The organism is Flavobacterium hydatis, from assembly GCF_000737695.1.
GTDB lineage: Bacteria > Bacteroidota > Bacteroidia > Flavobacteriales > Flavobacteriaceae > Flavobacterium > Flavobacterium hydatis.
Window position 1 is genome coordinate 378872 of record NZ_JPRM01000006.1, and the last position, 16138, is coordinate 395009.

11 protein-coding genes and 1 pseudogene are annotated in these 16138 nt (G+C 34.9%); 11 read left to right on the forward strand and 1 reads right to left on the reverse strand.

Annotation, left to right across the window (positions count from 1 at the left end):
• The first annotated feature begins 14 nt into the window (after positions 1-14).
• From IW20_RS06145 to IW20_RS06170, 6 genes are all read left to right on the forward strand, one after another.
• Entirely contained in the window at positions 15-1487 is a 1473-nt protein-coding gene (locus IW20_RS06145) for a RagB/SusD family nutrient uptake outer membrane protein (RefSeq protein WP_035619862.1), read from the forward strand.
• A gap of 25 nt (positions 1488-1512) precedes the next feature.
• A complete protein-coding gene (locus IW20_RS06150; protein ID WP_035619864.1) occupies positions 1513-3444 on the forward strand; it encodes an arylsulfatase in 1932 nt (643 codons plus the stop codon).
• 191 nt (positions 3445-3635) lie between these two features.
• Entirely contained in the window at positions 3636-4709 is a 1074-nt protein-coding gene (locus tag IW20_RS06155) for a sterol desaturase family protein (RefSeq protein ID WP_035619866.1), read from the forward strand.
• A 4-nt stretch (positions 4710-4713) separates the two neighbouring features.
• Entirely contained in the window at positions 4714-5424 is a 711-nt protein-coding gene (locus IW20_RS06160; RefSeq protein ID WP_035619868.1) for a thioredoxin domain-containing protein, read from the forward strand.
• Positions 5425-5668: 244 nt separating this feature from the next.
• Positions 5669-6931 carry a YeiH family protein gene (locus tag IW20_RS06165; RefSeq protein ID WP_035619871.1) on the forward strand — a complete coding sequence of 421 codons (1263 nt, stop codon included), beginning with the start codon at positions 5669-5671 and terminating at the stop codon, positions 6929-6931.
• A gap of 117 nt (positions 6932-7048) precedes the next feature.
• A complete protein-coding gene (locus IW20_RS06170) occupies positions 7049-8692 on the forward strand; it encodes an arylsulfatase (protein ID WP_035619873.1) in 1644 nt (547 codons plus the stop codon).
• A gap of 168 nt (positions 8693-8860) precedes the next feature.
• Here IW20_RS06170 and rocD read toward each other — a convergent pair whose 3' ends face one another.
• Positions 8861-10114, reverse strand: coding sequence for an ornithine--oxo-acid transaminase (rocD, locus tag IW20_RS06175; RefSeq protein ID WP_035619874.1), 1254 nt, complete (start codon positions 10112-10114; stop codon positions 8861-8863).
• Between the two features lie 148 nt (positions 10115-10262).
• Here rocD and IW20_RS06180 point away from each other — a divergent pair, with 148 nt between their 5' ends.
• From IW20_RS06180 to IW20_RS06200, 5 genes and pseudogenes are all read left to right on the forward strand, one after another.
• Positions 10263-10715: an Lrp/AsnC family transcriptional regulator gene (locus IW20_RS06180; protein WP_035619876.1), complete on the forward strand. Its 453-nt coding sequence runs from the start codon at positions 10263-10265 to the stop codon at positions 10713-10715.
• Between the two features lie 42 nt (positions 10716-10757).
• Positions 10758-12959, forward strand: a complete 2202-nt coding sequence (locus IW20_RS06185; RefSeq protein WP_035619878.1) for a penicillin acylase family protein — start codon at positions 10758-10760, stop codon at positions 12957-12959.
• A gap of 102 nt (positions 12960-13061) precedes the next feature.
• Positions 13062-13835: a dienelactone hydrolase family protein gene (locus IW20_RS06190; protein WP_035619880.1), complete on the forward strand. Its 774-nt coding sequence runs from the start codon at positions 13062-13064 to the stop codon at positions 13833-13835.
• Positions 13836-13881: 46 nt separating this feature from the next.
• A pseudogene (locus tag IW20_RS06195) lies at positions 13882-14944 on the forward strand (DUF3667 domain-containing protein).
• Between the two features lie 7 nt (positions 14945-14951).
• On the forward strand, positions 14952-15968 hold the full coding sequence (locus IW20_RS06200) for a M28 family metallopeptidase (protein WP_035619882.1): 1017 nt from the start codon (positions 14952-14954) through the stop codon (positions 15966-15968).
• Positions 15969-16138 lie beyond the last annotated feature (170 nt).

Sequence of the window (16138 nt, forward strand, 5' to 3'; positions counted from 1 at the left end):
TAAAAAAATAAACGATGAAAAAAATAATAATAACATTACTATTAAGTGTCGGTCTGTTTATATCGTGCACCGAACTTGAGGTAACACCAACCTCATTTGTAACCGAAGACAATTACTTTAAAACCCAAGACGATGCCGTAGCAAGTGTAAATGCTGTATATGCTTCTTTGAGTCTTGATCCGGGAGAACAAAGTTTATTCGGGAGAAATCTTTATTTCCTAACCGATATGGCGACTGATTATGCGGCGGCAGGAGTTTCGGCAACAAATCCTCAAGTAAGAGCATTGAGTAGTTTAACTCATGATGCAACTTCTGATCGTGTGCAAGTAGCTTGGCGCCAAATATACTCAGGAATAAACAGAGCCAATGTATCTATTGATAACATCCCAAAAGTATCAGGTTCTGAAGTGGTAAAAACCAGATTAATTAATGAAGCTAAATTTATTAGAGCCCTATTGTATTTTCAGGCAGTTCGTCTTTGGGGTGGAGTTCCGATAGTTTTACACGAACCAAAATCTATTGATTTAGAAAGTCTAAAAGCAAATAGAGCCACAGTAGATCAAGTATACGCGCAAATTATTACCGACTTAAAAGACGCCGAAGGCTTACCAACTACTTATCCTGCAAATGATGCTGGTCGTGTTACATCTGGAGCAGCAAAAGCTATTTTGGCAAAAGTATATTTGACTCGAAAAGATTGGCCAAACGCAATCCTTAAAACCAAAGAAGTTATTAATGGTGGATATGGATATGCTCTTTTTGAAAATTTTGCTGATGTATTTAATAAAACTAAAAAGAACGGAAAAGAACATATTTTCTCGGTACAATTTGAGCCAAATCAAGCAGGAAATGGATCTAGCGGAAGTACTTTTCAAGGAACGTCTTTTACAGGATTTACAGCCACAGAACCTGCAGATATTATCTCGGATGTAGCTTTATTTTATGATACTTATACCGCTGGAGATACCCGAAGAGATGTAAGTTATGCCAAACAATTACTGAATCCTGCTACAGGAACACTTTATACTTTTCCTAAACCAATATTTAAAAAATACCTGGATCTTACAAATCTGGCGACTCCGGGTAATGTGGCAATTAATTTTCCGATTATTCGCTATGCCGACATCTTATTGTCTTTAGCGGAAGCGACAAATGAACAATCCGGACCTACTACCGAAGCCTATGAAGCTTTAAACCAAGTAAGAAGGAGAGCTTATGGAAAACCAATTAATACACCAGATCCAACGATAGATTTATCAGGATTAACCCCAGTAACTTTTAGAGCAGCAATTCAGGAAGAACGCAAAAAAGAATTTGTGCAGGAAGGACAACGCTGGTATGATCTAGTACGTTGGGGAACATTGGTAACCGAAGTTAAAAAAGTAGTAGCAAAAGCTTCTGTTTCAGAAAGAAATAATCTATACCCAATTCCGCAAAGCGAAAGAAATATAAACCCTGTGGGATTACCACAGAACCCTGGATATTAACTACAAACCATAAAAACTATTTAAAATGAAAAAAATCAATATTAACAGCACAATCAAAAGTTCAAAAAAAGGACTTTTGATTACTGCTCTTCTAGCCACACAATTAGGAGCAGTACAAGGATTTGCACAAACAAATCCAGATACAAACTTTAAAGGCGTAATAGGTAAAACCTTAGCCGACTCTAAAGAATATTGGCCTGAGCCTGTAACAGCGCCAAAAGGTGCTCCAAATATAATCTGGATTCTGCTAGACGATGTAGGCTTTGGTGCTTCTAGCGCTTTTGGAGGATTGATACAAACACCAACATTTGATAATTTGGCAAATAATGGTTTACGCTATACCAACTTTCATACAACAGCTATTTGTGCGCCAACACGTGCAGCATTATTAACCGGAAGAAATTCGGGTAAAGTTCATGTTAGCGGATTTTCGCATACCGTTATGTCAGCAGGTTTCCCAGGTTGGGACGGAAGAATTCCATCTGATAAAGGAACTATCGCTGAGATTTTAAGAGATAAAGGATACAACACTTTTGCAGTTGGTAAATACGGGTTGACTCCTGATGAGGAAGCTACAGATGCTGGACCGTTTGACAGATGGCCAACAGGTAAAGGTTTTGAGCACTTTTTTGGTTTCTTAGGATCACAAACCGATCAATACAAACCAGATTTAGTCGAGGACAATGCTCATGTTACCCCAGATGGCAGACATTTAACAGATCAGATTACCGATAAAGCCATTAGCTATATTACCAAACAACACAAAGCTGCACCCGATAAACCATTCTTTTTATATTATGCACCCGGCGCAGTTCATGCACCTCATCAGGTAGCTGATTCTTGGAGCGATCAATATAAAGGAAAATTTGATGAAGGTTGGGATGTATATCGTGAGAAAGTATTGGCTAATCAGAAAAAACTAGGTGTAATTCCTGCCAATGCCGTATTACCAGAACGCAATCCGCTTATTACAGATTGGAAAAAGTTATCTGCAGATCAGAAGAAAGTATACGCCAGATTCATGGAAGTATATGCCGGATATCTTACTTATACCGATCACGAGATTGGAAGAATCGTAAATCATTTAAAAGAAACCAATCAATTAGAAAACACCTTAATTTTTGTTGCAATTGGAGATAATGGAGCTAGTAAAGAAGGAACTTTGCAAGGTACAATTAACCAATCTCTTTTTTCTAAAACAGTATCTGATGAACAAAATCTTCAGAACAATTTAAACAATATCGGAGAAATTGGTACAGCCAAAGGATTAAATACCAATTATCCTTTAGGATGGGCACAAGCAACAAATTCGCCTTTTAAAAATTGGAAACAAGATGCACAATCAGAAGGAGGAACACGCAACCCATTGATTGTTTATTATCCAAAAGAAATTAAAGAAAAAGGCGGTATCAGAAATCAATACAGCCATGTAACCGACTTACTTCCTACAACCTTAGATATTGCAGGAATTAAAGCTCCTGAATATATTAGAGAAATCAAACAAGATGCTATACAAGGTTCTACATTGTATGCTTCGCTAAATAATGCCAAAGCCGAGTCATTACACAAAATACAATACTATTACATTTTTGGAAACAGAGCCATTTACAAAGATGGTTGGAAAGCTGCTGCAGCACACCTTCCAGATTCATTTGCTATAAAAAATTCATTAGGCAAAAACGAAGCTCCAAAACCAAGCAATTTTGACACTGATGTTTGGGAATTGTATAACCTAAACGAAGATTTTAATGAGCGTGTAAACTTGGCTAAAAAGTACCCAGAGAAATTAGCCGAACTACAGAAATTGTTTGATGAGCAAGCAAAAGAAAACAACGTATATCCGCTAATCGACTGGCAAGATGTATTTAACAGAAGAATACATAATCTTGGAGCCGACAAAGGAAAAACACTTCAGGAATTAGCTAAAAAAGCAACGCAATCTGGAGCAACAAATTAATAATAAATCATGATTCAGGTCTTTTACCAAAACAAAAAAGACCTGATTCTATTAAATAAAAAAATATGAAACGAGTAGACTTTGAAATTATAGGAAAAAAGATTCTTGTTGGTGCAATACTCTTTTTAGTTCCGCTAATCATTTTGGCAGGAGGATTAACCTTGGTAAATCAACTTTTAAAATAAGAAATCATGGCAATAGTACAAAACTCAAATAAAAATTTAAAAAGAGACTTAGCCATCAGTCTTTTTATATACTCCTTGCCAGTATTGGCAATTTACCTTTACTTTAAATTAAGTAACGGCGTTGTAAGCGAATCGCATATTACATTACCATCGTTTTTAGAATTTGCAAAACCTGCATTTTCTAACATAAGAACATGGGGATTAACCGTATTTATGCTTGTTCTGGGAATCATAGAATTCACCGCAGGTTTATATGATGATCAATGGACGGGTGAAGAACGCAAAATAGATATTATAAGCTTCTTGGCTCCTAAGTTAATCCTACCTCCTATTATTGCTTTTTTCAGCTTAACGATTTTACCCGTTGTAATTCCGAATCTAGAAAATGCACTTTCTTGGGTTCCGTTTTGGGGAGGTTTTTTCTTAATTGCAGTAGCCGATGATTTAACCCAATATTGGTATCACCGTTTGCATCATCAAGTACCCTTTTTATGGCGTTTTCATAGAACACATCACTCAGCTCCGTATATGGGAATGGCGATGCTTTCTAGACAAAATTTTATTTACACCGTGTTTTTCTCTCAAATATATCTAACAGCTACATTAACCTATTTAGGATTAGGATTGCCAGCTTTGTTTGTTTTGGTTATAAAAAGTTTTATCACATTGGGAGCACATTCTAGTATTGCTTGGGACAAACCTCTTTATAAATACAAAGTATTACATCCTATCGCATGGGTTCTAGAGCGATTAATTTCGACTCCAGCCACACACCACGCACATCATGCAGATACTAGTGGTGATGGCATCGGACATTTTAAAGGCAACTTTGGGAATATGTTTTTCATTTGGGACGTAATCTTCGGGACAGGTTTAATTACCCGCAAATTCCCAAAATCATATGGAATCAAATCATACAAACAAGAAGAATGGTATGCACAATTTCTTTGGCCAATATTCAAATCTAAAAAAGAAGGAAGTGCACTCGCCGATGGGGTTTTTTCAGTTCCATTAACACAAAAATCAAATAATAACGTAGCTCAAAATCCTGTCTATTTTGAACAGCAAACACAATCCTAAAAACATGAAAAATTCAAACATAAAAAACAGTATTTCAGCATTAATCCTGCTATTTACGATTGTAGGTTTTGCCCAAGATAAAAGTTCGAATATCGTATCGCTAGATGTATTTTATTCAAAGATAAAAAGTCAAAAAAATCCACAGATAATTGATGCCCGAGGCGCAGAAGAATTTGCATTGAATCATATAAATGGTGCAGTCAATTTTAATTTGCAATCCGAGAATTATGCAAAATCTGTGGCTGCTTTAGATAAATCAAAACCCGTATTTATTTACTCCATCGGAGCAGGAAGAAGTGTAGCATTAGAAAAAGAATTATTAAAAAATGGTTTTAAAGAAGCCTATAGTCTAGAAGGCGGAATCGCCAACTGGATCGGAAACGGAAAACCATTTTATGCCAACTCTAAAAGCAAATTATCGCTAGCAGAATACAACAAAATCATTGCCGATAACAATTCAGTTTTGGTAGACATTGGATCTAAATATTGTGGCGCTTGCAAAAAAGTAAAACCAGTTCTAGAAACTATAAAAGCACAATATGGTGAAAACTTAAAAATCGTAGAAATTGACTTAGAAGAAAACCCACAAGTCATAGCCGACTTAAAATCAATAAAAGTTTTCCCAACCCTAATCTTATATCAAAAAGGAAAAATTGTCTTCAAAAAAGAAGGATTAGGCGATTTAAAAAAAGATATTGATGGGGCTTTCAATTAAGGCTCTAAGGTTCTGAGGCGCAAAGGTTCAAAGGTTTTTAAAAAAGGTGCTGAGGTGCTGAGGTTCAAAGGTTTTCCGTAGAGACGCACCGCGGTGCGTCTAACGATACGAAGACTTTATAGAAATAAATAATCCTTCAAATCCTTTTAATCTGTGGTTGAAAAAGAAGCAAAGCTTTTACGCAACATTATCATACCTACAAGGTCAAAAAAGACCTTGCAGGAACAAAATAAAAAATATCAAAATGTCAATTAAAACAAAACAATATACCATTCACGAAGACTGGACAGTCGTTATTTTAGGATTTTTAATAATTGGGATATCCCTATTTATTTTTCTTCCTGAAGTTCCTGTATTCAAATGGACAAATGGAACAGATTTATTAAAAGATGTATTTGCTTCAGGTAATTTACAAATCATCGCATTACAGTTTATATACCTTATCACAATAGGAACAATTGGTGCTTTCTTAATCGGAAAATCAGTAAAAAACTTTTTACTTGGTTTTCCAATAGTTTATATACTAACCCTCATTGCTTTAATAATTGCAGGAAATTCAACAATAAAAGGATTCAATCTCGAAGCCGTAATTTTCAGCTTGATAATAGGTTTAGCCATTGGTAACTTTTTCAAACTACCTCAATGGTTTCGCACCGCACTTGCTACAGAAGTATTTGTAAAAATCGGATTAGTTCTATTAGGTACAAGCGTAATTTTCTCCGACATACTTAAAGCAGGCACATTAGGATTAGCACAAGCACTCGTAGTCGTATTATCAGTCTGGTACTTTGCCTTTTGGTTGTGCAAAAAACTAAAAGTCGATGATGAACTAACAATGATGATTTCCAGCGCCGTTTCCATTTGTGGCGTTTCTGCTGCTATTGCTACATCGGGCGCTATCAAAGGAGATTCCAAAAAACTATCCTATGTTATCTCAATGGTATTAGTAACGGCAATCCCTATGATGATATTTATGCCCATAATTGCTAAATATTTCAACTTCCCCGAAGAAGTAACCGGAGCTTGGCTTGGCGGTAGTATCGATACCTCGGGCGCAGTTGTGGCATCAGGATCGCTAGTAGGAGAAACCGCTTTGAAAATTAGTACAATTGTAAAATTCTCTCAAAACGTATTATTAGGATTAGCCGCATTTGCTATATCTGTTTACTGGACATATACCCATAATAAATCAGCCGAAGCCGTTGCGTCCAAACCAACATTGGGAGTCATTTGGGAGCGCTTCCCAAAATTTGTTATTGGTTTTATAGTTGCATCATTAGTTTTTTCATTCCTGCTAACGCCCGAAGTTCGAGATCAAGTTAAGGATAGTTTAAAGAATTTACAAGGAATTTGGTTTGCTCTGGCATTTACAAGTATAGGGCTTGAAACCAACTTTAAGGATTTACTTAGCAACAATAGCAAAAAACCATTATTTGCCTTTTTAATAGCGCAATTATTCAATGTAATCATAACCCTAATAATCGCCTTTTTACTATTTAGCAATTAATCTAATATCGAGAACCACACGGTTGAAACCGTGGGCTATTCCGAGAACTTTGTCAAAGTTCCAAACTTTGACAAAGTTAAACTCAATGATATTCGACACTTTAAAATACCAATCAAAATGAAAAAAATAATTATCACACTAAACCTTCTACTTACAACAGGCGTTTTAGTTCAGGCGCAAAATAATACTCAAAAACCTAACATCATCCTAATCATGGTCGATGATATGGGATATTCCGATTTAGGAAATTATGGATCTGAAATAAACACACCAAACCTCGATAAACTTGCCAAAGAAGGATTGCGATTACGAGAGTTTTACAACAACTCTATTTGCGCACCAACCAGAGCATCCCTACTTACAGGACAATATCAGCATAAAGCAGGCGTAGGATTTTTTGATGTAAATCTTGGCCTACCCGCCTATCAAGGCTATTTAAACAAAGAATCATTAACCCTCGGAGAAGTTTTCCGTTCTGGAGGTTATAGTACTTTATTATCAGGAAAATGGCACGTAGGTTCCGAAGATCAGGCACAATGGCCAAACCAAAGAGGTTTTGATAAATTTTACGGAATCCTAAAAGGAGCATCAAATTATTTTGATACCAAAGCATTACCTTTTGGTAAAACACCCTATCCCGTAAAACTTCTAAAAAACAATGTCGAGTTACACCCTAAAGACGATTCCTATTATTTTACAGACGAAATCGGGAATAATGCCGTAACCTTTCTCGAAGAACAAAATAAAGAAAACAAACCCTTCTTTTTGTATTTAGCCTTTACAGCACCACACTGGCCATTGCAGGCAAAACCCGTAGATATTGCCAAATACAGAGGCAAGTTTGATGAAGGTTGGGATATTTTAAGAGAAAAAAGAATCCAAAAACTAAAAGAAAACGGAATCCTTCAGGCAGACCAAACCATTGGCCCAAGAGATCCCGAAGTACCAGAATGGAGTAAATTAACCTACGACGAAAAACAATTTTGGAAAGCCAAAATGGAAGTTTATGCCGCAATGGTTGATAACATGGATCAGAACGTAGGGAAAGTTTTAAATGAATTAAAAGCATTAAAAAAAGATAAAAACACCCTAATAATTTTCATTTCAGACAATGGTGCGCAAGGCGGTTTTAATAGCTACAACCCATTAAACAGAGGGCTAGTAAGAAATACAGGCCCAGTAGGAACATCAGGATCATTTGATTATCAAGAACAAAACTGGGCGTATTTATCCAATACCCCATTGCAACAATATAAAAACAACATGCACGAAGGCGGATTTAGTTCCCCATTTATCGCATGGTATCCATCACAAATAAAAGCCGGACGAATAGATAAAGGAACAGGACACATTATCGACCTTGCCCCAACATTCTATGAACTGGCAGGAATACAATATCCCAAAGAATATAATGGTGTGACGACGAATCCTTTGGTTGGAAGTAGTTTGCTACCTGTTTTATTTAATAATGTTTCGCAGGTAGATCGAGGCACACCATTATTTTGGGAAAGAGCAGGAAACCAAGCCGTAAGAGATGGCAAGTGGAAATTAGTTTCCATATACCCGTCCTACGAATGGGAACTTTATAACATCGATACCGATAGAGGCGAAACTACCAATGTAGCCCAGCAAAACCCTGGAATCGTAAATCAGTTATCGGCAAAATATTTTGATTGGGCAGATAAAACTGGTGTAGTCGAATACAGCAAATTCAAACTAAAAACCGAGGTAATGCCCGGCGGAGCCCCATTAAAGAAATAGTTGCTTTTTTTGATATTTTAAGCAATTATAAACGAAAAGCGATAGTCCTCAAACTATCGCTTTTTTATTTTTCAGGAGCAATCTCCTGCTGTACACTATATCTTTTTCTGTCAAAAAAAGCCAGAAAAAGGATGCCGTTCCCATCAGGGCTAGGCTATGAATTAATAATTACTTTTTAAAATCGTTAAGTGCTCTTTCTATAATAGCAAGACACTCTTTAATTTGCTCTTCGGTAATAACCAAAGGTGGAGCTAAACGAATTTTGTTTCCGTGAGTAGGCTTAGCCAATAAACCATAATCTCTAAATCTCAAACAAATTTCCCAAGCAAGATCAGACTCCTCATCACAATTAATTACAATAGCATTTAGCAAACCTTTACCACGAACCAAAGTAATAAGATCATTTCGTTTTGCGATATCATTTAAACCATTACGCAAGATAATCCCCAAACGCTCCGCATTTTCAGATAAATTCTCATCTCTTACAACCTCAAGAGCTGCAATTGCAACAGCAGCAGCAACAGGATTTCCACCAAAAGTAGATCCGTGTTGTCCAGGTTTAATAACATTCATGATAACATCATTACATAATACAGCCGAAACAGGATATACACCACCAGAAATCGCTTTACCTAAAATTAAAATATCAGGTTGAACATTTTCATGATGTACAGCCAATAATTTCCCTGTACGAGCAATTCCCGTTTGAACCTCATCGGCAATAAACAAAACATTATGTTTTTCGCAAAGCGCTTTGGCTTTAGCCAAATACCCTTCAGAAGGAACATAAACCCCAGCCTCACCTTGAATTGGTTCAACAAGGAAACCTGCAATATTTTTAGATGATTCCAATACTTTTTCCAAAGCATCAAGATTATCATATTCTATTTTTATAAAACCAGCAGTATAAGGACCAAAGTTCTTACGTGCACTTTCATCATTAGAGAAAGAAATAATAGTAGTCGTTCTACCATGAAAGTTATTTTCACAAACAATAATTTGTGCTTCATGCTCCGCAATACCTTTTACTTCATACGCCCATTTACGGCATAATTTAATAGCAGTTTCTACAGCTTCAGCACCAGTATTCATTGGTAAAACCTTATCAAAATCAAAAAACTTAGTTACAAACTCCTCATAGTTCCCTAATTTATCATTGTAAAAAGCTCTAGAAGTCAATGTCAATGTTTGCGCCTGATCCACCATTGCTTTCACAATTTTAGGATGACAATGTCCTTGATTTACCGCAGAATATGCCGATAAAAAATCAAAATATTTCTTTCCGTCAACATCCCATACATGAACCCCTTCACCTCTCTCTAAAACAACTGGTAATGGATGATAATTATGAGCACCGTATTTATTTTCTTTTTCAATTAATACAGTAGATTTTGACGAAAGAATTTGTTGAACCTGTTCCATGATCTTTATTTTTAACTTTTTACAAAACTAAGACTATTTTTTAATTTTACAATAAATTTTAATACTTTTGACTTGAATTACACTGTAAAAAGTCAATTTGTATTTATTTACCGAAAAATAAAGTCAATTTATTTTAAAACCAAATTTCATGGATTCATTAGACGAGTTTGACATCAATATCATCAAGCAATTAGAAAAAGACGGTCGAATGGCATTTTCAGCCATTGCAACCAATTTAAAAATTTCCAATACAATGGTGCATCAGCGTATCAATCGCCTAATAGAACAAGGTGTATTATCGGGGATAAAACCAATTGTTAATGAAAAGAAAATTGGATACGATTGGGCATCATTTACAGGAATAACCCTTAATAAAGATTCAGATTCTGACAGAATAATCGAAGAATTAAAAAAAATCCCCGAAATAACCGAATGTTATTATGTAACCGGGTCATTTACCCTTTACATAAAAATCATAGCTAAGAATCATGAACACATGAGGAAAATATTATATGAGAAAATCGACAACATTTCTGGTATTGCCAAAACAGACTCTATTATAGAATTAGGATGTGCATTTAAAAGGAACGTCGTTCTATAAAAATGTGGTAATTTCGAAAGAAACTTAATAGATAAACCAAATATGTCATATTATAAAAAAACAATATCATTTACGTTCCTTTTCTGTTGCCTTTGCTTAACTGTTTTCTCGCAAAACCTAAGCAAAAAAAAGATTACAAAATTTCAGAAAACAGCACAAAAAGTTACTATAATACGTGACAATTGGGGCATTCCGCACATATATGGTAAAACAGATGCCGATGCAGTTTTTGGTTTAATGTATGCACAATGCGAAGATGACTTTAAACGCATTGAAATGAATTATATAGAAAAACTAGGGCGCCTTGCGGAAATAAAAGGACAATCTGTTTTATATAATGATTTAGAAATTAAACTTTTAATAGATGTCGATGAAGCCAAAGCCGATTATAAAAAAGCAGCACCTTGGCTAAAGAAATTATTAAATAGTTATGCCGCTGGAATTAATTATTATTTATATAAACATCCCGAAGTAAAACCACTTTTATTAACCCGTTTCGAACCTTGGTTTCCATTACTCTGGACCGACGGAAGCATTGGAGCAATTAGTACTGCCGATCTTTCGGTAGGAGAATTAAAAGCATTTTATTCTGGAAACAATGACAAAGTAGCTTACCTAGAAAGAGAGAAAAATGTACAAACAGGCTCAAACGGATTTGCTTTTGCACCCACAAAAACCGCATCAGGAAATGCAATTCTTTATATAAATCCACATACAACTTTTTATTTCAGACCCGAGGTACAAGTTACAAGCGAAGAAGGTCTTAATGTTTATGGCGCAGTAACTTGGGGACAATTTTTCGTATACCAAGGTTTTAATGAAAATTGTGGCTGGATGCATACCTCATCCAATGTAGATGTTGCCGATATGTATGCCGAAAAAATAGTTTCTAAAAATGAAAAACTATTTTATGAATATGACAATAAACTAATTCCAGTAATCGAGAAAGAAATAACAATTAAATATTTAGAGAACGATAAATTAATTCCTAAAAAATTTAAAACCTATTATACAAACAATGGTCCAATTATGGCCAAGCGAGACGGAAAATGGATTAGTTTAAAATCTAACAATCGCTCGATGAATAGTTTAGTTCAGAGTTGGGTAAGAACAAAATCAAAAGGATTTGAAGATTACAAAAAAGCAATGGATTTAAAAGCAAACACGTCCAACAATACCGTATATGCTGACAATAAAGGAAACATTGGCTACTGGCATGGTAATTATATCCCCATAAGAGATAAAAACCTTAATTGGTCTAAAGTTATGGATGGCACAACATCGGCTACACAATGGCAAGGATTACATGATGTATCCGAAACCGTTCACTTATACAATCCCGCAAACGGTTGGTTACAAAACTGTAACTCTACACCCTACACAGTAGCTGGAGATAATAGTCCTAAAAAAGAAAATTACCCTGCATATATGGCTCCCGACGGAGAAAACTTTAGAGGTATTAATGCAGTTCGTATTTTTAGTAAAGGCGAAAAATATACTTTGGATAAAGTAATTGCCGATGGATATGATAGTAAACTTTCTATATTCGAAATATTAATTCCTGCTCTACTTAATCATTTTGAAAAAGACATCAAATTAACCGACTTAGAATACAGCGACTTATCAGAACCAATTTCGATTTTGAAAAACTGGGATTATTATGCCAACGAAAATTCTGTAGCAACAACATTGGCAAACGAATGGGCATATAAATTAGACCCAATTATACAAAAAGCATACATAAACGAAGGAGAAAAAGATCAGGTAGAAAATACCCGAAACTTTGCCAAAAATGCTACTGATGAACAATTAATTCCGCAATTACAGGCCACAATAAAAGAATTGACCACAAAATGGGGAACATGGAAAGTTACTTGGGGCGAAATAAATCGTTTCCAGAGATTATCTGGAGATCTGAATTTAACTTACAACGACACTCTTGCAAGTTTGCCAATTGGATACGGGCCAGGATCTTGGGGGAGTTTACCTTCTTATAAAAGTAGTTTCCAGAAAGACACTAAAAAACGTTACGGATATAATGGTAATAGTTTTGTTTGTGCAGTAGAATTTGGTACAAAAGTAAAAGCTAAATCATTACTTGCAGGCGGAAACAGTGGCGATCCTAAATCTAAACATTTTAACGATCAAGCCGAAATGTATCGAAAAGGACAATTTAAAGATGTTTTATTCTACAAAGAAGACGTCGAAAAAAATGCCGAACGTACCTATCATCCGGGACAATAATTTACATAATCTACAACAATCAATATAAACCTCAGAAGAAAAATCTTTTGAGGTTTTTTTCTATTCTAATATTTCTGATATTTGTCTTAAAAAAATACTATTATGAAAACCATATATCTGTTTATTTTAGGAATTATGCTAAATACTTCAATTATGTTTGCACAATTAAAACCCGTAAAATACACCGATGGCAATCAGGTTCTAAACGGACTAGCCATTAATCCCACTACAAAAAGCAATAACAAACCTGGCATATTAATGATTCCGGCATGGTTAGGAATCGATAATGCCTCAAAAGCAATCGCACAGGATTTGGCTAAATTGGGTTATTATGTTTTTATTGCCGATATATATGGAGAAGGTAATTACCCAAAAAACACTACCGAAGCCAACAAAATTGCTACTCATTACAAAACCAACTATACCGAATTCCAGAAAAGAATTAATCTTGCTTTGCAACAATTGGTAAAATCTGGAGCTAATACCGACAATATCGTTGCAATAGGATATTGTTTTGGGGGAACAGGTGTTCTAGAAGCAGCAAGAGGACATCTTAACCTAAAAGGTGTAGTTTCATTTCACGGAAGTTTAGCCAGAGATGCTGCCAGAACCAACGAAACAATTACAACCAAAGTTTTAGTTTGCCATGGTGCTGATGATCCATACGAATCTGCAGAAGAAATCACCGCTTTCCAACAAGAAATGCGCGATACCAAAGCCGATTGGCAAATGATTTATTATGCAAATGCTGTACATTCATTTACAAATCCCGAAGCAGGAAATGATAATTCTAAAGGAGCTGCATACAATGAAAAAGCCGCTAAACGCTCATTCGAACACTTAAAACTTTTCTTAAATGAAGTATTAAAAAAATAAATACAATAACCTATCTCAAGCCAAAAAATACCAAACCAAATAACTTATGTCTAAAAGTCCTTTAAGAAAAGACAAAACCTGCCTGAATTGCAGGCACGTTGTCGAACAACATTTTTGCCCCAATTGCGGACAAGAAAACACAGATACCAGAAAAACATTTCATCATTTATTCATTCACTTTTGAGGATTTAACGCATTATGAAAATGCTTTTTGGCGTACAATTAAAAATCTTTTATTTAAGCCAGCTTCTTTAACCAAAGAATATCTTTCGGGCAAACGATTATCTTATTTAGCACCGGTTCGTCTTTATATTTTTATCAGTTTTGTAACTTTTCTTTTAATTGCCATGTTTCCCCTTCATGTAGATGATGATACAAGCGAAGCTATTAATCCAGAAAACGTTCAAAATCAAACTACAACCATAACCAATACAATAAAAGAAGATAAAAATGTAAAAGCTTTATTAGAATCTAACTCAATATCAAGTCAAGATAAAAAAGCCATTCAGGAAGTTTTAAACAATCCCAAAACAGACAAAGAAAGCTTAATAAAATTCGGATATAAATCGGTTAATCAACTAGACTCTATTCAAAAATACGGATCTAAAGCCGAGAAACTTTCCGACTTTAGTTATTGGCTAAATAGAAAAGTTCAACTTATAAAAGATAAAAATTCGGGCCGAGAAGTAATCAATAAATTCGTAGAGTCTTTTATACACAATTTACCTAAAGTCTTATTTATTATCATGCCATTTTTCGCTTTCTTTTTATGGATTTTTCATAATAAAAAACGTTGGTATTATTTTGACCACGGGATATTTACCCTACACTATTTTTCGTTCTTATTATTAATATTCCTAGTCCTATTCTCCATTGGAAAAATAGGCGACTTAATAAATTATCCTCTCCTTTCTACAATAATTAATTGGTTTACAATTGCCGGAGTACTGTGGATGTTTTATTATTTTTTTCCAGCGCATCATAGATTTTACGGAGAATCAAGAACCGTCTCATTTATTAAAAGTGTCATATTATTTTTCATAAATTCACTTTTTATACTATTTTTACTAATTGCATTCGCTTTTTACACATTTATCAATTTACATTAAATAAACAATGAAAAAAATATTAATCCTATTCGTAATTGCTTCGGCATTTTCATGTAAAAACACCCAAGGTGTTGTTGCAAAGGACAATTCAGATCCAACCAAATACATGAATACTATTACTGCCAAAGATTTAAAAAAACATCTTTACATAGTAGCTTCTGATGAAATGGAAGGAAGAGAAACAGGGTCAGAAGGACAAAAAAAGGCAGGAGTTTATTTAATCAATCAGTACAAAAAAGATAAAGTTACTTTTCCTAAAGGAGCAACCAATTATTACCAACCCGTTCCGGCTTCATATCTTAATGCCAAAAGAAATCAAAATCTACCCGATTCAGAAAATATCTGGGCGTATATCGAGGGTTCAGAAAAACCAGATGAAATCTTGGTTATTTCTGCACATTATGATCACGTAGGAGTAAAAAATGGCGAAGTGTATAATGGTGCCGATGATGATGGTTCTGGTACAGTTGCTCTTCTAGAAATGGCACAAGCTTTTGCAAAAGCTAAAAAAGAAGGACACGGACCTAAACGTTCAATTCTCTTCTTACACGTAACCGGCGAAGAACATGGTTTACACGGATCTCGTTTTTACTCAGAAAACCCATTATTCCCACTTGCAAATACTATAGCCGATATTAATATTGACATGATTGGACGTCGTGATGTAGAGCATGCAAACACAAACAATTATGTATATGTAATTGGTGCCGACAGATTATCTAGCGATTTGCATAATATTGTAGTGGCTCAAAACGAAAAGTTTACCAAATTAGATTTGGATTTCAAATTTAATGATCCAAAAGACCCAAATCATTTTTATGAGCGTTCTGATCATTATAATTTTGCTAAACATGGTATTCCATCAGTATTCTTCTTTAATGGAGTTCACGAAGATTACCACCAAAAAGGCGATGAACCAGAAAAAATTGAATACGATGCTCTAACAAAAAGAACTCAACTTGCTTTTGTAATAGCATGGGATTTAGCAAATAGAGAAAATAGGCCTGTAGTTGATAAAAAGTAGGTTCTTTTGAGGGTCTAAGGTTCTGAGTTACTAAGGTTCTAAGATTTTAATCTTATACATAATAAAAAAGGATGAACTAAAGTTCATTCTTTTTTTGTTTTACTAATTTGCCATAATCTTGTCATTTCGACGAAGGAGAAATCTTCGTTAGTAATTCGACAAAGATTGGA

Coding starts and splice junctions, on each gene's coding strand:
- IW20_RS06145 (WP_035619862.1), top strand. CDS start 15: ATGAAAAAAATAATAATAACATTACTATTAAGTGTCGGTCTGTTTATA.
- IW20_RS06150 (WP_035619864.1), top strand. CDS start 1,513: ATGAAAAAAATCAATATTAACAGCACAATCAAAAGTTCAAAAAAAGGA.
- IW20_RS06155 (WP_035619866.1), top strand. CDS start 3,636: ATGGCAATAGTACAAAACTCAAATAAAAATTTAAAAAGAGACTTAGCC.
- IW20_RS06160 (WP_035619868.1), top strand. CDS start 4,714: ATGAAAAATTCAAACATAAAAAACAGTATTTCAGCATTAATCCTGCTA.
- IW20_RS06165 (WP_035619871.1), top strand. CDS start 5,669: ATGTCAATTAAAACAAAACAATATACCATTCACGAAGACTGGACAGTC.
- IW20_RS06170 (WP_035619873.1), top strand. CDS start 7,049: ATGAAAAAAATAATTATCACACTAAACCTTCTACTTACAACAGGCGTT.
- rocD (WP_035619874.1), bottom strand. CDS start 10,114: ATGGAACAGGTTCAACAAATTCTTTCGTCAAAATCTACTGTATTAATT.
- IW20_RS06180 (WP_035619876.1), top strand. CDS start 10,263: ATGGATTCATTAGACGAGTTTGACATCAATATCATCAAGCAATTAGAA.
- IW20_RS06185 (WP_035619878.1), top strand. CDS start 10,758: ATGTCATATTATAAAAAAACAATATCATTTACGTTCCTTTTCTGTTGC.
- IW20_RS06190 (WP_035619880.1), top strand. CDS start 13,062: ATGAAAACCATATATCTGTTTATTTTAGGAATTATGCTAAATACTTCA.
- IW20_RS06200 (WP_035619882.1), top strand. CDS start 14,952: ATGAAAAAAATATTAATCCTATTCGTAATTGCTTCGGCATTTTCATGT.